Origin of the sequence: Sphingomonas guangdongensis, assembly GCF_900199185.1 — a bacterium.
In the GTDB taxonomy this organism is placed as follows: Bacteria; Pseudomonadota; Alphaproteobacteria; order Sphingomonadales; family Sphingomonadaceae; genus Sphingomonas; species Sphingomonas guangdongensis.
The window spans coordinates 159,303-180,061 of record NZ_OBMI01000002.1; the positions used below are offsets into that span (position 1 = coordinate 159,303).

The window sequence follows — 20,759 nt, forward strand, 5'->3', positions numbered from 1 at the left end:
GTCCAGGACGAACGCGGATCAGCGGCAATCCTCCACCACCCGCAGGATCTCCGCCCAGGCGGGGATGGCTGCGGGGGCGAGCGGGGGCGCCTCCACCACGAACCGGCCGCGGCTGAAGCCGATCGCGTCCAGCAGCGGATCGCGGGCGGGAAGCTGCGCGACGCCGCCCTGCGCCGCCAGCGCGCGGGTGAGGGTGGAGGTGCGCACGGTCAGGCTGCTCCCAGCGCTGCCGCCACGCGCGAGGACCACCTGCCCGTTTGCGCGATCGCAGCGGAGCGACACGACCGGGGCCGCCCCGGGCAGGCCGAAGCTTGCGACCGATCCGCCGCCCTCTGCGCGGTAGCTCCAGGTGCCGGGCGTGATCGCCCAGTCGCGCCAGTCGCTGGAGGCGGGCGGCGGCGGTGGCGCGGGTACAGGGCGGGGCACCGGCCGCGGGGCGGCGGGGGCGGGGGGCGGCGGGGCGTTGCGCGGGATGCAGCCGCCGAGCGTGAGGGCGCCGAGCGTCAGAACGGCGGGCGACAGGGCGGAAAGGCTACGCATGGGCGGCGTTATGGGGGAAGGTGCGCTGCCGCTCAACCGCGCAGGTGCCGCAGGAACCCCGCGGCCTGCCGCAAGTTGATCGTTGCGATTACCCAACGATGCATCAATCCGGAGGAACCCGCATGTCCACCACCGAGGTCCAGTCGGTCCTGCTCACCCAGGCGAACGTCGCCGACACGCTGAAGCTCCAGAGCCGCGACGGCGCGAACATCGGCACCGTCCACGCGCTGCTGGTCCACAAGGGCACCGGCCGCACAACCCACGCGGTGCTCAGCCTTGGCGGCTTCCTCGGCATGGGCAAGAGCTATTACGCGGTGCCGTTCGAGTTGCTGAACTACGACATCGCCCACGATCTCTACACCATCACCGTCGACAAGCGCGTTCTGGAGGGCGGGCCGTCATGGGCGAACAATGCCCCGACCTTCGATCAGGCCTATGCCGACCGGGTCGCGGCCTACTACGGCACCCGCGCCGAAAACCTGGCGGAGGGCTGAGCCGTGACACCGCGCACCGCCGCCGTGCTCGGCGGGCTCGCCGCCGGGGTGATCACCACCGCGGCGATGTTTGCGGGTCGGAAGACCGGCGCACTCGGCAAGACGCTTGATCGCGACGCGGTCGACTGGATCGACGAGACGACGGGGTCGCGCGACCTGATCGGCGACGCCGGCACGAGCGTTGTCGAGTTCGCCAATCACCTCGGTGCGTCGGCCGTGTTCGGCTATGGCTACGCGCTCATCCGCGAGGAGCTGCCGGACGTGCCGGCCTGGGCGCTCGGCGCTGGCTTCGGTACCGCGCTCTACGCGATCAACATCGCCGGCATCGCGCCGCTGCTTGGGATCACGGAGGGCGAGGTCGAGGCGGGTCCGCGCAAGGCGGCGGAACGCTGGGGACTGCACGTGCTGCAGTCGGTGGCGACGGCGGTGATCGCGGAGCGGCTAGCCGGTACGTCCGTTCGTCCTGAGTAGCGATTGAGCGCAGTCGAAGGCGCGTATCGAAGGACTGTTTCGCGCGCGAACCATGTGCTTCGATACGCGCCTTCGATACGCTGCTTACGCAGCTACTCGGCCGCTACTCAGCACGAACGGTGTTGAGGCGGCGAGCGGCTTCAGTCCTACCGCGCCCGCCGGCTTCCACCCGCCATCCTGAGCTTCTGCTGCTTGCCGTAGCGGGTCTTGCGCGTGCCCGGCTTGCCCTCGTTCGAGCGGCCCATGATCGGCGCGGCGCTGCGCTCGGGAGCGGGCAGGCCGAGTTCCTCCTTCTCCAGCTGGCGGATCTCGTCGCGCAGCCGCCCGGCCTCCTCGAACTCCAGGTTGGCCGCGGCCTCGCGCATCCGCTTCTCCAGCTCCTCGATGTAGCCGCGCAGGTTGTGGCCAACCATGTGCGGTCGGTCCTCGTCGATCTCGACGGTGACCTGATCCTTGGACGCGACATGGGCGATGATGTCGCCGATGTTCTTCTTGACCGTCGCGGGCGTGATGCCGTGCTCGACATTGTAGGCCTGCTGCTTCTCGCGGCGGCGGTTGGTCTCGTTGATCGCGCGCTCCATGCTGCCGGTCATCCGGTCGGCGTAGAGGATCACCCGGCCCTCCACGTTGCGCGCGGCGCGGCCGATGGTCTGGATCAGCGAGGTTTCGGAGCGGAGGAATCCTTCCTTGTCGGCGTCGAGGATCGCGACCAGCCCGCACTCGGGGATGTCGAGCCCCTCGCGCAGCAGGTTGATGCCGATCAGCACGTCGTAGACCCCGAGCCGGAGGTCGCGGATCAGCTCGATGCGTTCCAGAGTCTCGACGTCCGAGTGCATGTAGCGGACCTTGATCCCCGCCTCGTGCATGTACTCGGTCAGGTCCTCCGCCATCCGCTTGGTGAGCGTCGTGACGAGCGTGCGGTAGCCGAGCGCGGTGGTCGCCTTGCACTCCTGGATCAGGTCCTGGACCTGCTCCTCCACGGGCCTGATCTCGACCGGTGGGTCGATCAGGCCGGTGGGACGGATTACCTGCTCGGCGAAGACGCCGCCGGTCTGCTCCATTTCCCACTCGCCCGGCGTCGCCGAGACGTAGGTCGTCTGCGGGCGCATCGCCTCCCACTCGTTGAACCTGAGCGGGCGGTTGTCGATCGCGGAAGGCAGGCGGAAGCCGTACTCGGCGAGCGTCAGCTTGCGACGGTGGTCGCCGCGCGACATGCCGTTGATCTGGCCGATCGTCTGGTGGCTCTCATCGACGAACAGCAGCGCGTTCTCAGGAATATACTCGAACAGCGTCGGCGGCGGCTCGCCCGGCAGCCGGCCGGTCAGGAAGCGGGAATAGTTCTCGATTCCCGCGCAGCTTCCCGTCGCGGCGATCATCTCCAGGTCGAAGTTGGTGCGCTGCTCCAGCCGCTGCGCCTCTAGCAGCTTGCCCTCGCTCACCAGCTCCTGCAGCCGGTCAGCGAGCTCGAACTTGATCGCCTCCATCGCTTGCTTGAGCGTCGGGCCGGGCGTCACATAGTGCGAGTTGGCGTAAATGCGGACATAGTCGAGCGTCGCGACCTTCTTGCCGGTCAGCGGATCGAACTCGACGATCTCCTCAATGTCGTCGCCGAAGAAGGACACGCGCCAGGCGGTGTCCTCATAGTGCGAGGGGAAAATCTCCAGATTGTCGCCCTTCACCCGGAAGTTGCCGCGGGCGAAGGCGGCGTCGTTGCGCTTGTACTGGAGGGCGACCAGCTTGCGGACGATCTCGCGCTGGTCGACGACCTGACCCTTTTTCAGGTCGAAGATCATGGCGGAGTAGGTCTCAACCGAGCCGATGCCGTACAGGCAAGAGACGGATGCAACGATGATCACGTCGTCGCGCTCCAGCAGTGACCGGGTGGCGGAATGGCGCATCCGGTCGATCGCCTCGTTTGTCGAGGATTCCTTCTCGATATAGGTGTCCGACCGGGGCACGTACGCCTCCGGTTGGTAATAGTCGTAGTAGCTGACGAAATACTCGACCGCGTTGTTCGGGAAGAACGACTTGAACTCGCCGTAGAGCTGGGCGGCCAGGATCTTGTTTGGCGCGAGGATGAGCGCGGGGCGTTGCAGCTCCTCGATCACCTTGGCCATGGTAAAGGTCTTGCCCGAGCCGGTGACACCCAAGAGCACCTGGTCGCGCTCGCCGGCGCGCGCGGCCTCGACCAGCTCGGCGATGGCAGTCGGCTGGTCGCCGGCGGGCTGGTAGTCGGACACGATCTCCAGCCGCTTGCCGCCCTCTGCTTTCGGGGGGCGCGCCGGGCGATGCGGCACGAACTCGTCGTTGGTCTCGGGCTCGTCGAGCGACTTGCGGATGTGGATCGCCATGGCGGCGAATATGGGTCCGCGTGGGTGGGAACGCAACGCGAACCCGGCGACGTCGCCGGTCAGAGGATGCGCCGGTAGGCTACGTGCTGCATCGCGACGCCGGTTGCGGCGGCAGCCAGGATCAAGCCGGCGCCCCCCGGCGTCAGCAGCGGTGCGCGGACGGCCAGCAGCAGGATCGCCGCCAACGCCCCTGCGGCCAGCGCGGCGACGATAGGTCCACGGCGGTGCGCGCGGTGGAGCAGCGCCCATACCGGCCCGAGCAGCACTAGGGCCGCGGCCATCCCGCCGCCAGCGCCAAGCAGCGCGCCGATCGCGAGTGCGGCGATCGCGTGTGTACCGCCCAGCGCCAGCAGCACGGCGGTGACGAACCCGCTGCTCAGGCCCGCGACGCCGAGCGCCAGCCCGATCCGGTCCATGCTGGTGACATAATAGCCGCGTCGCGCCGCCGACCGCTCGGGCAGGAACGGCGCCGCCGCCCTCACTTGAGCGTCCTGGCCGCCGGCGTGTGGAGGCAGGCGAGTATCTCTGTCCGCGAGAAGGCGCGGGCGGGCGCGGCCGGCGCGAACGGCGGGATCGCCTGCGGTACGCCGACGGGGACGGGGTCGAACCCGCTCTGTCCGGTGCACGCCGTCGCCGCCGCCAGCAGCCCGGGCGGGGTGTCACGCCCCTCGTAGCTCAGGCGAAAGGTGCCCCAGTGAATCGGGATCGCGCGGGCTGCGCCGGTGCGGCGGTAGGCCTCGGCCGCGTCGGCGGGACCGATGTGGCTGCCCGACGTCATCTGCCCGGGCACGAAACGAAACGCGCCGATCGGGATCAGCGCCAGCCGGATCGGACCGTGGGCTGCCGCTTCGTCCGCCCAGCGTCCGTCGCCAAAGCCGGTGTCGCCGGCGAAGTAGAGGTTGCCGCCCGGCAGCACGACCACGAACCCGCCCCACAGCGCCCGGCTGCGGTCCGCACCCCAGCGGCTGCCCCAGTGGTGCGCGCGGTTGAGGATGACCCGGATCGGCGCGCCGCCGCCCGCCGCGGGCACGTCCGTCTGCGCTCCCCAATCCAGCGCCACCGCGTCGATGCCGTGGCCGCGCAGGATCGTGTCGTTGCCGAGCGGCGTGACGATCAGCGGCCGGTCGCGCTCCCACAGCCGCTTGAGCGTTGCCAGGTCCATGTGGTCGTAGTGGTTGTGGCTGAGCAGCACGACGTCGACCTTCGGCAGGTCGTCGAAGGCGATGCCGGGTTCGTGCACCCGCTTCGGTCCGAACCCGAATGGTCCGGCCCGCTCGCTCCATACCGGGTCGGTCAGGATGTTGAGCCCGGGCACCTGGACCAGCACGGTCGCGTGGCCGACCCAGGTAGCAAGCATCGGCGGGTTGCCATCGGCCGCGGACGCCTGTCCGGCGCGCGGCTGGAGCAAGGCGTCGGGACGCGCCGGCGTCACCGACACCGCGGCGGGCCAGGCCGGGCGGCCATCGTTGCCGGTCAGCTGCCGCCAGAGGAAGCTACGGCGGCTACCACCGCCGGGCGGCGCCGCAGTGTCGTCGTCGCCGTCCGGGTTGAAGAAGCGCTCGCCGTCGAAGTGATCGCTCCGCGGTCCCGCATAATACACCCGGTCCAGGAAGCGCGGCAGGATCGTCGCGGCGAACCCGGCCGCGCCAACCAGGAACAGCAGCAGCCAGAGCAGCCCGCGCAGGATGGAGAGCAGAGTCATGCCAGCGGCCTAGGCGCAAGCGGACGCGGCGTCACCCTGTCCAAACGCGCCCGACGACACCTCGATCGATGGCTGCCACAGCTGCGGCGACGTGAACACCTTCGTGCCACATCGCCGCCGGCTTTCGTTCACCTGCGCGACAGGAAGCGTGTCTTTTGTGCAACGATGACGGATTTCTGCGGAAAAATCTTGGGTGCACTGCAACGAACGGGAGGGGTCGCGGTTGTGCAGGCTCCTCGGACGTCGGGGCCTGTCACAGTTGGTCAGGTCCGGTCCGTCCCACTGAAAAAGGTCGTATCATGCGTAGCCTCTTCACCGCCGCGGCGTTCGCGGCGATCGCCGTCGCGTCGCCAGCGCTTGCGCAGGACGTCCCCGCCGAAACCACCGCAGACACCGGCACCGTTGCCGAGGCGCCCGACGGCAGCCCTGCGTTCGGGATCGAGCCCTACATCGCCATCCGCGGCGGCTGGGAGCAGTTCGACAGCGAGCCCAATAGCGCCGGCATCCCGGGCGTCAGCCGCAACAACGAGCTGAACGGCAGCCTGGTCGAGGGCCTGGTCGGCTTCAACGTCCCGCTCGGTCCGGTGTTCGTCGGTGCCGAGGGCAACGTCGCCAAGGGCCTGTCGGGCGATATCGACTGGCAGTACGGCGCGGCCGGCCGGTTTGGCGTGCGCGCGGGCGACTCAGGCCTGATCTACGGCCGGGTCGGCTATCAGTGGGTCAACTTCGAGAAGCGCGTGCCGACTAACCGCGACTTCAACGACGTGACCTATGGCGCGGGCTTTGAGGTTGGGCCGAAGGACATCGGTCTCGGCGGCATCACCGGCAACTCGGGCTTCCGCCTGCGCGGCGAGGTGTCGACGTTCGGCGACTTCCACAGCTTCCGCCCAACGCTGGGTATCGTGACCCACTTCTGATCGGCTGATCCGATCCTGTTGGCGTACCGCGGGGGGCGGGGCAGCGATGCCTCGCCCCTTCTCGAATCGGTGCGGCAGCGAACGGACGTGGACGACGTTTTGTTAACTTAGCGCAACTACATTGATGCGCGGTGGGAGGCATGATCAGATCCTTTCGCGGCATCGGCAATCTCCGTCGGTTGGCCGCCGATCCCTCGGACGCGGACGAGCTGCGTCGCGGCGAGCAAGCGCTGCGCATGATCGATGCGGTGGAGGAGGGCGGCTCCGGCTGGTTCTGGCAGACCGACGGCGAGGGCAGGCTGACCTATCTCTCCGACAAGGTCGTGCGGCAACTCGGCGTCGACCGCGCCACTGGCCTGCCCGTGACCGCCCTGTTCCAGATCGACAGCGAACGTCCGGATACCGAGCGGACGCTCGGCTTCCATCTCTCCTCGCGCACCTCCTTCGCCGAGTACACAGTCCGACCCGCAACCGGCGCGCCGGAGCGCTGGTGGTCGATCTCCGGCCGGCCACTCTTTGACGAACAAGGCGTGTTCCACGGCTTCGTCGGCTGGGGCAGCGACCTCACGGAGAAACGGCGATCGGAGGCGGAGATCGCGCGGCTCGCGATGTTCGACGCGCTGACCGGGCTCGCCAACCGGCAGCGGATGCGCCTGTCGCTCGATCAGACGCTCGCGCAGACCGCGCGGTCCTACCGAGCGGTCGCGCTGATGCTGCTCGACCTCGACCGCTTCAAGACGGTCAACGACACGCTCGGCCACCAGGTCGGCGACGAGCTGCTGAAGCAGGTCGGCCAGCGGCTGGTCCGCACGGTCGGCGAGCACGGGCTGGTCGGGCGGCTGGGCGGCGACGAGTTCAAGGTGATCCTGCCGAGTGCCAGCAACCGCGAGCGCCTGTCGGAGCTCGCCGGCAACATCATCATCGCGCTGTCGCAGCCCTATGTGGTCAAGGGTTCGTCGATCTCGATCGGCTGCTCGGTGGGCATCGCGGTCGCCCCCGACGACGGCGGCGATGCGGAGACGCTGACCCGAAACGCCGACCTGGCGCTCTATGCCGCCAAGGGTGACGGTCGCGGCACCCACCGCTTCTACCGCGAGGAGATGCTGGCCGGCGCGCAGAACCGCAAGCAGCTGGAGGACGACCTGCGCGTCGCGCTGTCCGGTGGGCAATTCCACGTCGCCTACCAGCCGCTCGTCTCCACATCGGACGCGCGCGTCACCGGCTACGAGGCGCTGCTGCGCTGGGAACACCCGATCCGCGGTGCGATCAGTCCGGCCGACTTCATCCCGATCGCCGAGGACTGCGGGATGATCGAGGCGATCGGCGAGTGGGTGCTGCGCACCGCGACCAGTGATGCCGCGCAGTGGCCCTCGGACGTCCGGGTCGCGGTCAACGTGTCGCCAATCCAGTTCGCCAATCCCGCGCTGCCGACGCTCGTCGCGAACGCGCTGGTCCAGTCGGGGATCGCGCCGCAGCGGCTGGAGCTCGAGATCACCGAGAGCGTCTTCCTGAACGAGAGCGCGTCGTCGGAGGCGATGTTCGCGAGTCTCAAGGCGCTGGGCGTGCGGCTCAGCCTCGACGATTTCGGCACCGGCTATTCCTCGCTCGGCTACCTGCGCAAGGCGCCGTTCGACAAGATCAAGATCGATCAGAGCTTTGTCCGCGGCGCGGCGGTCGCCGGCAACCGCAACGCCGCGATCATCAAGGCGATCGTGACGCTAGCCGACACGCTGGGGATGGAAACCACGGCCGAGGGCGTGGAGACGCAGGACGAGATCGCGCTGATCCGCGAACTCGGCTGCACCCACATCCAGGGCTGGGTGTATGGCAAGGCGATCCGCCACGGCGAAGTGCTCGCGCGCGCCGACGAGGGTCACACCGCGACTCCGGTCGGGCATCGCACCAGCCGGCCGCAGCGAAGCAAGATGCTCCGCTGGGCGACGCTGGAGATCGGCGGCAGCCGCGGCGAGGTGCGGATCCGCAACCTGTCCACCACCGGCGCAATGATCGATGGAGTCGAGTTCAGCGGCGAGATCGACGGGACAACCGTCCGGATCGAGGTCGGCGAGGGCCGGATGGTGAGCGGTGTGCTGCGCTGGGCGGTCAACGGCCAGGCTGGGGTCGAGTTCCTCGAGCCGATCAACCTCGACCGGCTGGGCCCGCCGCCAAAGGTGCGCAGGGCCGGCTGACCCGTACGGAGCCCGGAACGAGGAGGAGCGTTGCCGAGGGCGCACCGCTTTCGTAGGTCGTGCCCATGGTTCCGCTTCCCGCGTCTCCGCTCCCCGCCACACCCGACGATGCGGCCGCCGAACTCGCGCGGCTGGCGGCGCAGATCGCGCATCACAACACCCGCTACCATACGGAGGACGCGCCGGAGATCAGCGACGCGGACTATGACGCGCTGGTCCGGCGCAATGCCGCGATCGAGGCGGCGTTCCCCGAACTGATCCGCGCCGATTCGCCCAGCCGTCAGGTCGGGGCTGCACCGGCAGGACACCTGGCCAAGGTGCCGCATGCGCGGGCGATGCTGAGCCTCGACAATGCCTTCTCGGACGAGGACGTGGCCGACTTCGTCGCGCGGGTGCGCCGTTTCCTCAGCCTGGCCGCCGACGAACCGGTGGCGCTCACCGCCGAGCCCAAGATCGACGGGCTGTCCTGCTCGCTACGCTACGAGGGGCGGCGGCTGGTGCGTGCGCTGACGCGGGGCGATGGTGCGGTCGGGGAGGACGTTACCGCCAACGTCCGCACAATTGCCGACGTGCCGCAGCAGCTGCCCGCCGACGCCCCCGACGTCTTCGAGGTGCGCGGTGAGGTCTACATGGCCAAGGACGAGTTCGCCGCGCTGAACGCGCGGCTGCTCGCGGAGGCGACCGCGGCGGGTAAGGACCCGCGCCAATTCGCCAACCCGCGCAACGCCGCGGCGGGCTCGCTCCGCCAGAAGGATGCCGCGGTCACCGCCGCCCGGCCCCTGCGCTTCCTGGCGCACGGCTGGGGGGAGGCGAGCGCGGTGCCGGGCGCGACCCAGGACGAGGTGATGGCGGCGATCGGCGGCTGGGGGTTCCCGCTGTCGAACGATCTGCAACGCTGCGCGGGGATTGAGGATGCACTGGCCGTCTATCGCCGGATTGAGGCCGGCCGCGCCGACCTGCCGTTCGACATCGACGGTGTCGTCTACAAGGTGGACCGGCTCGACTGGCAGGCGCGGCTCGGCACGGTCGGACGGGCGCCGCGCTGGGCGATGGCGCACAAGTTCCCGGCCGAGCGCGCACAGACCACGCTGGAGCGGATCGACATCCAGGTCGGGCGGACCGGCAAGCTGACCCCGGTCGCGCGGCTCCACCCGGTCACCGTCGGCGGCGTGGTCGTGACCAACGCGACCCTCCACAACGCCGACGAGATCGCCCGGCTGGGCGTGCGGGCCGGTGACCGCGTGGTGCTCCAGCGCGCCGGCGACGTGATCCCGCAGATCGTCGAGAATCTGTCGGCCGGCGACGATCGTCCGCCCTTCGCCTTCCCGACCCACTGCCCGGTCTGCGGCAGCGAGGCGGTGGCGGAGGCGGGCGAGGTCGACGTGCGCTGCACCGGCGGGCTGATCTGCCCGGCCCAGCGGCTCGAACGATTGAAGCATTTCGTCAGCCGCAGTGCGCTCGACATCGACGGGCTGGGCGAGAAGACGCTGGTGGAGCTTATCGAGCTCGGCTGGCTCCGCGAGCCGGCCGACCTCTTCCGCATCCGCGCGCACCGCGAGGCGCTGCTGGCGCGGGAGGGCTGGCAGGCCAAGTCGGTCGACGCGCTGCTCGCCGCGATCGAGGCACGGCGCGCGCCGGACGCCGCGCGGCTGCTGTTCGGGCTCGGCATCCGCCATGTCGGTCAGGTCACCGCGCGCGACCTGCTGAAGCTCTTCGTCGACCTGCCCGGCCTGCGCGCGGCGGCCGAGGGCGCAGCGGCCGGTGACCCCGATGCGCTCGCCCGGTTCGAGCTGGTGGAGGGGGTCGGGCCCGCCGTGGTCGGCGCGCTCGGCCACTTCTTTCACGAGCCGCACAACGTCGCGGTATGGGACGACCTGCTGACGGAAGTGTCGCCGCCGCCGTTCGTGGTCGAGACACGGGTGTCGCGCGTGAACGGCAAGACCGTGGTGTTTACCGGCACGCTAGAGACGATGAGCCGCGACGAGGCCAAGGCGCAGGCGGAGGCGCTCGGCGCGCGGGTATCCGGTTCCGTGTCGGCGAAGACCGACCTCGTCGTCTACGGCCCGGGCGCTGGATCCAAACTGAAGAAAGCTGCCGAGCTAGCTATCGAGACGATCGACGAGGCTGGCTGGGCCAAGATCGTTGCCGAGGCGAATAGTTAACGAGTGATGCGTTTTTGCAACGCAGCAGAACTGATTTCGCGCGCGTCTCCACGAATCGAAAACCGTCATCTATCGGTCATAAATCGGGCGCAGGGGCCCGGTCGAGCGGCGGGGTAAGCCGCCTGTCGAGCGTAGCGCTCCAAGGGGAAACAACTAATGCGTACGGCCTTTTTCGGCGGGGTGGCCCTCGTCGCACTCATCGCTCCGATCCATGCGATGGCGCAGGAGACCACCTCCACGATCCGTGGCAACGTCACCAGCGGCGGCGCGCCGGTGGCCGGGGCCGAAGTGGTCGTGACCCACGTCCCCTCGGGCACCCGCTCGACCACCACGACGACAGCGGACGGCAGCTTCAGCGCGAGCGGCCTGCGCGTCGGCGGTCCCTTCAGCGTCGAGGTGACGAGCGCGAGCGGCAACGCGACGGTCAGCGACATCCTGACCACCGTCGGCAACGACTATGTCCTGCCGGTCGAGTTGGCGGACGCGGGCAGCACCGACATCGTCGTGACGGCTTCGTCGATCTCGGGTGCGGGCGTCACCTCCGACGGTCCGCAGACGGTGCTGACCGCGCGCGACATCTCGCTGGTGGCCTCCGTCAACCGCGACGTCCGTGACCTCGCCCGGCGCGATCCGTTCGCGACGCTCGATCTGTCGAACAGCCGTGCGGTGTCGTTCGCGGGCGTGAACCCGCGCTTCAACCGCTTCACGATCAACGGCGTGCAGGTCGGCGACAACTTCGGTCTGAACTCGGACGCCAACCCCACCGGTCGCGGCCCGATCCCCTATGATGCGATCGGCCAGTTCTCCGTCTCGATCGCGCCCTACGACATCCGCGAGGGCAATTTCGCGGGCGGCTCGCTCAACACGGTCATGAAGTCGGGCACCAATGACTTCACCGGCACCGGCTTCTACTCGCTGTCGACCTCCGACACGCAGGGCAAGGAGATCGGTTCCACTCGCATCACCCTGCCGGAGTATCGGTCGGAGACCTATGGCGCGACGCTGTCGGGCCCGATCATCCGCGACAAGCTGTTCTTCATGGTCTCGGCCGAGCGCAACACCGATCCGCGCCCGCTCTCGGTCGCCGATCCCGCACTGATCCCGGGCTTCTCGCCCACCACGCTCAGCACGATCCAGGGCATCGCGAACTCGGCGCGCTACGGCAACTACGCGACCGGCGACTTCGTCTCGATCAACGATCAGAAGGACGAGAAGATCGTCGGCAAGATCGACTGGAACATCATGGACGGGCAGCGCCTGTCGGTTTCGTACATCAACGCGTTCGAGACGAGCACGGTCGCCAACGGCACCAGCACGTCGGCCACTACGCCAATCGCATCGCTGGCGTCGAACTACTACACCCGCTCCAACCTGCTGCGCGCGGGTATCGTCCAGCTCAACTCGGACTGGACCGACCGCCTGTCGACCGAGGCACGCGTGCTGTACCGCTGGACCCGCGTCGGCCAGGATTCGCTGCTCGGCACCGGCTACCCGCAGATCCGCGTTTGCGGCGATGCGACCAGCGCCGGATCGACGTCGCAGTGCTCGACCGGCGTCACCAACTACCAGTTCGGCCCGGACAACAGCCGCCAGACCAACCAGCTCTTCTATGACCAGTGGGGTGGTTCGTTCCTTGCGCGCTACGAGGCGGGCAGCCACGAGCTGCGCATGTTCGTCGAGTACAACGAGAACCGGACCTACAACCTGTTCCTGCAGAACACGGCCGGCTTCCTTTACTTCGACTCAGTCGCCGACTTCCAGTCAGGCACCGCGGGGGCGTACAACCTGCAGGTGCCGGTCAACGGCGACATCAACAGCGTCGCGGCGGACTTCAAGTACGGCCAGTACACCTTCGGTTTCTCCGACGACTGGCGGGTCACCGATCGCCTCACGATCACCACGGGCTTCCGCTACGACCTGTTCGGTCAGCGCGACGCGCCGGTGTTCAATCAGTTCTTCCTGCAGCGTTTCAACTTCCCGAACACGCAGACCTACAAGGGCCTCGACAACTTCCAGCCGCGCGTCAGCTTCAACTGGGAGGCGACCGACTGGGCCCGTCTGCGCGGCGGCGTTGGCATCTTCGGCGGCGGCTCGCCCGACATCTACCTGTCGAACGCCTTCTCCAACACCGGCGTGCTGGCGAACGCCTTCACCGCGTCGACCACCAACTTCGGCGTGATCCGCTCGGCGAACGGGGCCAACACCTGCTCGACCGGCCCGGCGGCAGTCTGCACCGCGGTGCTGAACAATGTTACAACGCCGGCGCTTCCGCAGGCGGCGGTCAACTTCCTCCAGACCAACACGGCCAGCCTGGCGCTGTCGCCGACGGTCGCGGTGGCGCCCGACATTCACCTTCCGTCGGTGCTGAAGGCGACCTTCTCGGCCGACGTGAACCTGTTCGGCTTCAACGTCGGTGGTGACTTCTACTACAGTGACACGCTCCACTCGCCGGCGTTCACCGATCTTCGCGGTGTTCCGGTCGGGCGCCTGCCCGATGGTCGCCCGCGCTACACCTCGGTGGGCGGGATCGGCGACGCGAACAGCGACTTCGTGTTCTACGACGAGACCCGCGGCCGCAGCTTTCTCGCGACCGCGCGCTTCGACAAGCAGTTCGACTGGGGCCTGTCGTTCGGCGGCAGCTACACCTGGGCGGACGTGAAAGACGTCAGCCCGGCGACGGCGTCGACCGCGGGGTCGCTCTACGGCCAGCAGCCGGCCGTCGATCCGAACTTCCCGGTGTACGGAACGTCGAACGACGAGATCAAGTGGGCGTTCAAGTACAACATCGGCTTCGATCACGCCTTCTTCGGCGACTATCGCACCGCCATTCAGCTGTTCGGTGAAACCCGCGCGGGCCGTCGCTACAGCTTCACCATGCAGGACCCGAACGGCGGTCGCTCGCCAATCTTCGGTACTGTCGGCAACAACGACCGCTACCTGCTCTACGTGCCGACCAGCACCACCGACGCGCTGGTCAGCTACGACAGCACCACGACTCGTGATCAGCTGGAGGGACTGATCAACAGCACCGAGCTGCGCAACTTCCGTGGCCAGGTCGCGCCCAAGAACATCGCCCGGTCGCGTGCCTTCACCCGCATCGACCTCCACGCGGAGCAGGAGATCCCGACCTTCATCGGCAAGTCGCGGATCACGCTGTGGGCGGACATCGAGAACCTGCCCAACCTCCTCAACTCCGATTGGGGTGGGCTGCGCCAGCTCGGCTTCCCGTACACCTCGGCGGCGGTGCAGGTCGCCTGCCTGAACGCCGCGGGCGCGCCCGTGTCGGGCGTGATCGGCAGCCCGACCAACCCGGTCAACGGCTGCGCCAGCTACCGCTACTCGTCGTACCGCGCGCCGACCGAGGCGGTGGTGAACACCAACAACTCGCTCTACCTGATCCGCGTCGGCGCGCGCTTCACCTTCTAAGCGCCCTCGCCGCACCAGGCACCAGGACGGCCGTCGCTCCACCCGGGGCGGCGGCCGTTCCCTTTGCGCGGGGCCGCGCGCGCGCTAAGGAGCAGGCGTGCCGCTCGCGATCCTCTCCCGCCCGTTCTTCGAGCAGAAGAGCCGCGCCTTCTGGATGCTCCAGGCGGCGGGCTGGTCGGGCTATCTGCTGCTGCGCACGGTGGCGGGCATCTCCAACAGCTTCAGCGTGGAGGCGGTACTCACCTACATCATCGAGGCGATTGTCGGGTACTGTCTGACGCTGCTGCTCTCGACGCTCTACGGCTACTACCGCCGCCTGCCGCGGATCAGCGCGGTCGCGCTCACCGTACTGACGCTGTTCGCCGCGACGCTCATCTACGCGGTCATCCAGGCGTTCAACTTCTCCTTCATCCGCAACGCCGACCCGACCGTCAGCTGGAGCCTGGTGATCGGCTCCTCCTTTCTCAGTTTTACGATGCTGGCGGGGTGGACCGCGCTCTACTTCGGGATCAACTGGTACCTGATCGTCGAGGAGCAGGTCGATCGGATGCGCCTGCTGGAGAGTGAGGCATCCTCGGCGCAGCTCGCTATGCTGCGCTACCAGCTCAACCCGCACTTCCTCTTTAACACGCTGAACTCGATCTCCACGCTGGTGCTGCTGAAGCAGACCGAGCGGGCGAACGCGATGCTCAGCCGCCTGTCCGCCTTTCTGCGCTACACGCTCGCCAATGAGCCGACCGCGCATGTGACGCTGGTCCAGGAAGTCGAGACGCTGAAGCTCTATCTCGAGATTGAGAAGATGCGCTTCGAGGCGCGGCTGCGGACCAGTTTCGAGATCGATCCGCGGGTCGAGAAGGCTCTGCTGCCCTCGCTCCTGCTTCAGCCGCTGGTCGAGAACGCGATCAAGTACGCGGTCACCCCGCAGGAGGATGGCGCCGACATCGCGGTCACCGCTCGGCTCAGCGGGGAGCGGGTGCAGATCGCCGTATCCGACACGGGCCCCGGCTTGATCGGAACCAAAGGTCGGCCGACCCTTTCAACCGGGGTGGGTCTCGCCAATATCAGGGAGCGGCTGGCGCAGGCCTACGGGCCCGATCACCGCATCGACACGCGGTCGCGCCCCGGTGAGGGGTTCAGCGTGGAGATCGAGATACCGCTCCAGATCGAGGACCGGCTGCGCGAGGCTGCATGAACTATCCGGTCGCCACCATCGCTCACCACTCCGCCGGAAGGGAAACCGGCGCTGGCGGGGATGAGGCGATCATTCGGGGGCGCCCAGTGATCAGACAAGAAGGCGCGAACACACGATGACGATCCGAACCATCCTGGTCGATGACGAACCATTGGCGATCCAGGGGCTCGAGCTGCGGCTCCAGGGCTATGACGATGTCGAGATCATCGACAAGTGCCAGAACGGGCGGGAGGCGATCAGCGCGATCAAGACCCACAAGCCCGACCTCGTCTTTCTCGACATCCAGATGCCCGGCTTCGACGGTTTTTCGGTGATCCAGGGGCTGATGGAGGTGGAGCCGCCCTTGTTCGTCTTCGTCACCGCCTACGGCGACCATGCGGTGAAGGCGTTCGAGGCGCAGGCGGTCGACTATCTGATGAAGCCGGTCGACGAGGCGCGGCTCGCCGACACGCTCGACCGCGTCCGCCAGCGCTTGTCCGAGAAGCGCGGTGCGGGCGAGATCGAGAAGCTGAAGGAAGTGCTGGCGGAGGTCGCCCCCGACGCCGCCGGGGTAATCGCCGATGGCGGCGCGGACGCACCCTCCGCCAACCGCTTCGAGAAGCTGATCAACATCAAGGATCGCGGCAAGATCTTCCGCGTGGACGTCGATTCGATCGAGGTGGTCGAGGCGGCGGGCGACTACATGTGCATCAAGACCGGCGACAACACGCTGATCCTGCGCCAAACCATGAAGGATCTGGAGAAGCGGCTCGACCCGCGTCGGTTCCAGCGGGTCCACCGCTCGACGATCGTCAACCTCGACCTCGTCCGCCAGGTCAAGCCGCACACCAATGGTGAGTGCTTCCTGGTGCTCGAATCGGGCGGCCAGGTGAAGGTCAGCCGCTCGTACCGCGACGTCGTTGCACGCTTCGTTCACTAGGCGGCCTCCCAGGCCAGTCCCGTTATTGTACAGCAACAGTCCTCCCCCGGCATGGTGGATGGACGCCGCACCGCGCGCCCGTTAGCCTGCAACTCATTGAAACGTCGCGGCTTGAGTCGCAGGCGAACGGGTGGAGGGGGCGGCGAATGGCGGATCGGGCGGCGGATGCGGCGGCGAGCGAAGGCATCGCGACGATCAGCGCCGGGGTGGTGGTGACCGGAGAGGTCACGAGCGCGGTCGATCTCCAGATCGACGGCCAGGTCACCGGCGACGTGCACTGCGACACGCTCTACCTGGGCGAAAGCGGGGTGGTGAAGGGCAACATCCGCGCCGAGCGGATCCGCGTCTCCGGCACCGTGGACGGCAACATCACGGCCGGCGATCTCGCGGTCGAGGCCGCGGGTCGGGTGCGCGGCGACATCGGCTATGTCCGCCTGAAGGTCACGGCGGGCGCGGTGGTCGAGGGGACGCTGAAGCATCGCGGCAGCGATGCCGGCAGCGCCGTGACGGAGACCGCGCCGCTCAAGCTGGTCGAGAAGCCGGAGGCGGCCCCGCAGCCCCGCCGCGTCTTCGTCGACTGAGCGGCCGGCAGCGATAGCCGGCGATGATCGATCCGCCGCGGGACGCAGCGGAAGCGTTCGACCAGTTCGAGCGCCTGGCCCGTAGCATCGCGGACGGAGCGGCGCTGGTGCGATCGGACGGCGTGACCTGGTCGCAGGCACGCGATGCGCTGCTCGCCTCCGCCTTCCGCCCGGCGCTGCCAGGTTTCGTCTTCCAGTGCCTGTCGGTCTTCAAGTACCGCGAGTTCATCCTCCTCTACCATCCGGACCCGGGCGCGCGTCGCGCCTTCGTCGACCAGCTGCTCGATCCCGCGCGGCGGGTCCGTGCCGGGCTTGGGTCAGGAGCGGACGATCGCGGCTCTGCTCCTGCGGCCCCGCCGACCGAGCGGGATCCTCCACCCCGCGGCTCGCGCGAATGGATGCTCTAGGCGACGCATCGCCGGCGGTCGCCCGGCCGGGCAGGGTCCCCGCGCTGCTGTGCGCGGCCCTCGGCCACCGTCCGGACGGGCCGGCGATCTGGAACTCGGGCCACGGCTTTGCGCGCTGTAACCGGTGCGGCCGCGCGATCGTCCGCACCATCGTCCATGGCTGGCGGCTGCCGCCCCCGGGCTACCGCATTCGCTGGCCCGATGACCTGCTACCCGCCTCCACTGCCGAGCCGCCCACCCCCGCCGACCAGACGGCCGCGCGCGACTTCATGGCCGACCGGTCGATCGCGCCTGGCGCGCGGGCGTTCGACTTCGATACGGACTTCGGCCCGGCCGGCCGCCAGCAATCGCCGAGGCGCCGCTCGACCCCTTGAGGCCTCCCCACGGAGGCTTGGGAACGGACGCGCGAAGTGCTAGGGCCCGCGCCCATGCTCAACTTGAACGGCATCACCGTGCGCCTGGGCGGGCGTACGATCCTCGACGGCGCGACCGCGGCGCTGCCGCCGGGCAGCCGCGTCGGGCTGATCGGGCGCAACGGCGCGGGCAAGTCGACGCTGGTGCGGGTGATCGCCGGGCAACTGGAGGCGGACGGCGGCTCCGCCGACATGCCGCGCGGCGCGCGCATCGGCTACATCGCGCAGGAGGCGCCCTCGGGTACCAAGACGCCGTTCGACACGGTGCTTGAGGCGGACATCGAACGCGCCAAGCTGATGGCGCTGGTCGAGACCGACGTTGACCCCGACACGCTCGGCGACACCTACGAGCGGCTGATTGCGATCGACGCCTATACCGCCCCGGCGCGCGCCGCACGCATTCTGCTCGGGCTCGGTTTCACCGAGGAGATGCAGGCGCAGCCGCTCGACAGCTTCTCGGGTGGATGGAAGATGCGGGTCGCGCTCGCCGCGCTCCTGTTCTCGCAGCCCGACCTGCTGCTGCTCGACGAGCCCTCCAACCACCTCGACCTTGAAGCGGTGATGTGGCTGGAGGATTTCCTCCGCGACTACCGCGCGACCATCGTCGTCGTCAGCCACGAGCGCGACTTCCTCAACAACGTCGTCGACCACATCCTTCACCTGCAGGGCGGCAAGGTGACGCTCTACGCCGGCGGCTATGATGCCTTCGAGAAGCAGCGTGCCGAGCGGATGGCGCAGCTCGCGGCCGCCAAGGCCAACCAAGACGCGCAGCGCGCCAAGCTGCAGGACTATGTCGCGCGCAACTCCGCCCGCGCCTCGACCGCAAAGCAGGCGCAGAGCCGGATCAAGCTGCTCGCCAAGATGCAGCCGATCGCCGAACTCGCCAACGATCCGACGCTGTCGTTCGGCTTCCCGAACCCGAGCGAGCTCAGGCCCCCACTGATCACGCTGGACCAGGCGGAAGTCGGCTATGCCGCGACCCCGATCCTCAAGCGGCTGAACCTGCGCATCGATCCGGACGACCGCATCGCCCTTCTGGGCCGGAACGGCAACGGCAAGACCACGCTCGCGCGCCTGCTCGCCGCCCAGCTCGCGCCGATGGCGGGCGGGATGAGTGCGACCGGCAAGATGAGCGTCGGCTACTTCACCCAGTATCAGGTCGAGGAGCTCGACACCGACGACTCCCCGATCGAGCACATGACACGGACGATGAAGGGCGCGACACCTGCCGCCGTGCGCGCGCAGCTCGGGCGGTTCGGCTTCTCCGGTGACAAGGCGACGACCAAGGTCGGCAAGCTCTCGGGCGGGGAGCGCGCGCGGCTCGCGCTCGCGATCATCACCCGCGACGCGCCGCACCTGCTGATCCTCGACGAGCCGACCAACCACCTGGACGTCGACGCGCGCGAGGCGCTGGTCCAGGCGCTGAACGACTATACCGGCGCCGTCATCCTGGTCAGCCACGACCGGCACATGGTGGAGCTCACCGCCGACCGGCTGGTGCTGGTCGGCGACGGCACCGCGCGCGAGTTCGACGGAAGCCTGGACGACTATATCGCCATGATCCTGTCGGGTGCCGACACCGCGGCGGACGCGCCCAAGCCGAAGAAGAAGGACAAGGCCGCGGCAGCGGCCGCGCGCGAGGCGGAGAAGGCGCTCAAGCAGCGCGCGCGGGAGGCGGAGGCGGAACTCGCGCGGCTGACCGAGCAGCGGACGAAGGTCGAGCGGGCGATGTTCGATCCGGGGACCGCCGACGCGAACCTCGCCAAGCTCACCATGACCGACCTGATGAAGCGCCGCGCCGACCTGTCCGACCGCATCGACGCGGCAGAGGCTGCTTGGATGGAGGCGAGCGAGGCGCTGGAGCGCGAGGCGGCGTAAGCAGAGGATCGGTTCAGAGAAGGCGCAAAGGCGTAAGTGAGTTGGTCCGCGTAGAGGCGCAGAGACGCGAAGCGGGTTCGAAGCACGCAGGTGCCAGCCCACCCACACCGTCACCCCGGACTTGATCCGGGGTCCATGGCTCCGCGGGCGCTGACTAGTGGCCCGAGCGGCAGCGCCAGCCAAAGGTCTCATTCCGGCTCAAGCCCGGATTGACGTGATTTGCTGAAGCGAACGACTGGACAAAGGGAACAACTCTGCGCCTCCGCGGCTCTGCGCGAGCTTACTCTTCGTCCGCCCCGCCGCCGTCACCCTCGGCCGGCTGCTCGAACCAGGCCTCCACCGGCCCCGTCAGCTTGATGGTCAGCGGCTGGCCGAAACGGTCGACCTTCTTCTGCAACTGGACGCGGATCCAGCTCTCCGAGATCGAATATTCCTCGACGTCGCGGCGCTCAACGCCCTTGAAGCGGATGCCAATGCCGCGGCGGAGCGCGTCCTCGTTGAAGTGTGGACTGCGCGGATTGTTCGACAGATGGTCGGGAGGCGTGTCGCTCATGGCCGCGCCCTTGCCCGATGCAGGTTCAAAAGAAAAGCGGCGCGGGGATCACCCGCGCCGCCCTTGTCGTCAGCAGTAGCGGACGCGCACGCGGCGCCCGATATACGGGTCATAGACCCGCCGAACGACACAGCGGTTGTACCCGCCGTAGTAGCCACCGCGGTTGTAGTAACCGTCATTGTAATAGCCGTCGTTGTAGTAGCGACGCGCGTAATAGCCGTCGTTCGGAAAGTATCCGCGGCGATCGTAGAAGCGATAGTCATAGTCGTAGCGCGGATCGTAGCGATCCCGCGACGTGAGCGCCGCGCCGATCGCGAGCCCTGCGATGCCGGCGACGATCGCGGTCCCGGTGTTGTCGCCGCGGTGGTGCCGGTACCGGCCCCAGCGCTGCGCCTCCGCCGGCGCCGCCACGGTCAGCGCCGATGCACCCAGAGCGACGCCGAGCGTCGCCTTCTTAAGCAAGTCACGCATTCCAACCTCCTCCATACGCGCAAGGTCGAACTGGATGTACAACGCCGATTCGGCCGTGCTTGTTGCATCCGGTAGCGGTAAGCGGCTGAACTT

Annotated in this window: 18 protein-coding genes; 12 read left to right on the forward strand and 6 right to left on the reverse strand. The window is 68.4% G+C overall.

Going from position 1 to position 20,759, the window contains the following annotated elements; genetic code table 11:
• Positions 1-18 precede the first annotated feature (18 nt).
• Positions 19-540, reverse strand: a complete 522-nt coding sequence (locus CRO12_RS07880; protein WP_097063528.1) for a hypothetical protein — start codon at positions 538-540, stop codon at positions 19-21.
• Between the two features lie 122 nt (positions 541-662).
• Between CRO12_RS07880 and CRO12_RS07885 the strand changes: the two genes are divergently transcribed.
• Together CRO12_RS07885 and CRO12_RS07890 are read left to right on the forward strand one after the other, a co-directional pair.
• On the forward strand, positions 663-1,034 hold the full coding sequence (locus tag CRO12_RS07885) for a PRC-barrel domain-containing protein (protein ID WP_097063529.1): 372 nt from the start codon (positions 663-665) through the stop codon (positions 1,032-1,034).
• A gap of 3 nt (positions 1,035-1,037) precedes the next feature.
• Positions 1,038-1,505, forward strand: coding sequence for a hypothetical protein (locus CRO12_RS07890; RefSeq protein WP_097063530.1), 468 nt, complete (start codon positions 1,038-1,040; stop codon positions 1,503-1,505).
• A gap of 146 nt (positions 1,506-1,651) precedes the next feature.
• On the opposite strand, the gene uvrB is transcribed toward CRO12_RS07890, so the two are convergent.
• The 3 genes from uvrB to CRO12_RS07905 are packed head-to-tail and all read right to left on the reverse strand — an operon-like array spanning position 1,652 to position 5,558.
• A complete protein-coding gene (uvrB, locus tag CRO12_RS07895; protein WP_097063531.1) occupies positions 1,652-3,856 on the reverse strand; it encodes an excinuclease ABC subunit UvrB in 2,205 nt (734 codons plus the stop codon).
• Between the two features lie 59 nt (positions 3,857-3,915).
• On the reverse strand, positions 3,916-4,338 hold the full coding sequence (locus tag CRO12_RS07900) for a hypothetical protein (protein WP_097063532.1): 423 nt from the start codon (positions 4,336-4,338) through the stop codon (positions 3,916-3,918).
• Positions 4,335-5,558, reverse strand: coding sequence for an MBL fold metallo-hydrolase (locus CRO12_RS07905; protein ID WP_097063533.1), 1,224 nt, complete (start codon positions 5,556-5,558; stop codon positions 4,335-4,337). The genes CRO12_RS07900 and CRO12_RS07905 overlap by 4 nt, the downstream gene beginning before the upstream one ends.
• A 299-nt stretch (positions 5,559-5,857) precedes the next feature.
• Between CRO12_RS07905 and CRO12_RS07910 the strand changes: the two genes are divergently transcribed.
• From CRO12_RS07910 to CRO12_RS07955, 10 genes are all read left to right on the forward strand, one after another.
• Positions 5,858-6,475: an opacity protein gene (locus CRO12_RS07910; RefSeq protein ID WP_097063534.1), complete on the forward strand. Its 618-nt coding sequence runs from the start codon at positions 5,858-5,860 to the stop codon at positions 6,473-6,475.
• Between the two features lie 140 nt (positions 6,476-6,615).
• Complete coding sequence (locus CRO12_RS07915; RefSeq protein WP_097063535.1) at positions 6,616-8,664, forward strand: putative bifunctional diguanylate cyclase/phosphodiesterase; 2,049 nt, start codon at positions 6,616-6,618, stop codon at positions 8,662-8,664.
• Positions 8,665-8,729: 65 nt separating this feature from the next.
• Positions 8,730-10,826, forward strand: coding sequence for an NAD-dependent DNA ligase LigA (gene ligA, locus CRO12_RS07920; protein ID WP_097063536.1), 2,097 nt, complete (start codon positions 8,730-8,732; stop codon positions 10,824-10,826).
• A gap of 156 nt (positions 10,827-10,982) precedes the next feature.
• Positions 10,983-14,252: a TonB-dependent receptor gene (locus CRO12_RS07925; protein WP_097063537.1), complete on the forward strand. Its 3,270-nt coding sequence runs from the start codon at positions 10,983-10,985 to the stop codon at positions 14,250-14,252.
• 97 nt (positions 14,253-14,349) lie between these two features.
• Positions 14,350-15,444 (forward strand): sensor histidine kinase, encoded by a 1,095-nt coding sequence (locus CRO12_RS07930; protein ID WP_425443003.1) that lies wholly within the window; start codon positions 14,350-14,352, stop codon positions 15,442-15,444.
• 115 nt (positions 15,445-15,559) lie between these two features.
• The gene (locus CRO12_RS07935) at positions 15,560-16,363 is read left to right on the forward strand and encodes a LytR/AlgR family response regulator transcription factor (RefSeq protein WP_097063538.1); all 804 of its coding nucleotides are present in this window, start codon (positions 15,560-15,562) and stop codon (positions 16,361-16,363) included.
• A gap of 146 nt (positions 16,364-16,509) precedes the next feature.
• The gene (locus CRO12_RS07940) at positions 16,510-16,944 is read left to right on the forward strand and encodes a bactofilin family protein (RefSeq protein ID WP_097063539.1); all 435 of its coding nucleotides are present in this window, start codon (positions 16,510-16,512) and stop codon (positions 16,942-16,944) included.
• A 23-nt stretch (positions 16,945-16,967) separates the two neighbouring features.
• The gene (locus CRO12_RS07945) at positions 16,968-17,351 is read left to right on the forward strand and encodes a hypothetical protein (protein WP_097063540.1); all 384 of its coding nucleotides are present in this window, start codon (positions 16,968-16,970) and stop codon (positions 17,349-17,351) included.
• The gene (locus CRO12_RS07950; protein ID WP_097063541.1) at positions 17,339-17,725 is read left to right on the forward strand and encodes a hypothetical protein; all 387 of its coding nucleotides are present in this window, start codon (positions 17,339-17,341) and stop codon (positions 17,723-17,725) included. Before CRO12_RS07945 ends, CRO12_RS07950 begins: the two co-directional genes overlap by 13 nt.
• 54 nt (positions 17,726-17,779) lie before the next feature.
• On the forward strand, positions 17,780-19,642 hold the full coding sequence (locus CRO12_RS07955; protein WP_097063542.1) for an ABC-F family ATP-binding cassette domain-containing protein: 1,863 nt from the start codon (positions 17,780-17,782) through the stop codon (positions 19,640-19,642).
• Between the two features lie 280 nt (positions 19,643-19,922).
• Here the strand turns inward: CRO12_RS07955 and CRO12_RS07960 are convergent, their stop codons facing one another.
• Complete coding sequence (locus tag CRO12_RS07960; RefSeq protein ID WP_097063543.1) at positions 19,923-20,195, reverse strand: DUF3297 family protein; 273 nt, start codon at positions 20,193-20,195, stop codon at positions 19,923-19,925.
• Between the two features lie 69 nt (positions 20,196-20,264).
• Positions 20,265-20,666 carry a hypothetical protein gene (locus CRO12_RS07965; RefSeq protein ID WP_097064232.1) on the reverse strand — a complete coding sequence of 134 codons (402 nt, stop codon included), beginning with the start codon at positions 20,664-20,666 and terminating at the stop codon, positions 20,265-20,267.
• Positions 20,667-20,759 lie beyond the last annotated feature (93 nt).

Excerpts from the sequence above, each read along its gene's own strand:
- CRO12_RS07905 (WP_097063533.1), bottom strand. The coding sequence starts at position 5,558 with ATGACTCTGCTCTCCATCCTGCGCGGGCTGCTCTGGCTGCTGCTGTTC.
- CRO12_RS07910 (WP_097063534.1), top strand. The coding sequence starts at position 5,858 with ATGCGTAGCCTCTTCACCGCCGCGGCGTTCGCGGCGATCGCCGTCGCG.
- uvrB (WP_097063531.1), bottom strand. The coding sequence starts at position 3,856 with ATGGCGATCCACATCCGCAAGTCGCTCGACGAGCCCGAGACCAACGAC.
- CRO12_RS07940 (WP_097063539.1), top strand. The coding sequence starts at position 16,510 with ATGGCGGATCGGGCGGCGGATGCGGCGGCGAGCGAAGGCATCGCGACG.
- CRO12_RS07925 (WP_097063537.1), top strand. The coding sequence starts at position 10,983 with ATGCGTACGGCCTTTTTCGGCGGGGTGGCCCTCGTCGCACTCATCGCT.
- CRO12_RS07955 (WP_097063542.1), top strand. The coding sequence starts at position 17,780 with ATGCTCAACTTGAACGGCATCACCGTGCGCCTGGGCGGGCGTACGATC.
- CRO12_RS07960 (WP_097063543.1), bottom strand. The coding sequence starts at position 20,195 with ATGAGCGACACGCCTCCCGACCATCTGTCGAACAATCCGCGCAGTCCA.
- CRO12_RS07915 (WP_097063535.1), top strand. The coding sequence starts at position 6,616 with ATGATCAGATCCTTTCGCGGCATCGGCAATCTCCGTCGGTTGGCCGCC.
- CRO12_RS07950 (WP_097063541.1), top strand. The coding sequence starts at position 17,339 with ATGGATGCTCTAGGCGACGCATCGCCGGCGGTCGCCCGGCCGGGCAGG.
- CRO12_RS07945 (WP_097063540.1), top strand. The coding sequence starts at position 16,968 with ATGATCGATCCGCCGCGGGACGCAGCGGAAGCGTTCGACCAGTTCGAG.
- CRO12_RS07880 (WP_097063528.1), bottom strand. The coding sequence starts at position 540 with ATGCGTAGCCTTTCCGCCCTGTCGCCCGCCGTTCTGACGCTCGGCGCC.
- ligA (WP_097063536.1), top strand. The coding sequence starts at position 8,730 with ATGGTTCCGCTTCCCGCGTCTCCGCTCCCCGCCACACCCGACGATGCG.
- CRO12_RS07935 (WP_097063538.1), top strand. The coding sequence starts at position 15,560 with ATGACGATCCGAACCATCCTGGTCGATGACGAACCATTGGCGATCCAG.
- CRO12_RS07965 (WP_097064232.1), bottom strand. The coding sequence starts at position 20,666 with ATGCGTGACTTGCTTAAGAAGGCGACGCTCGGCGTCGCTCTGGGTGCA.
- CRO12_RS07885 (WP_097063529.1), top strand. The coding sequence starts at position 663 with ATGTCCACCACCGAGGTCCAGTCGGTCCTGCTCACCCAGGCGAACGTC.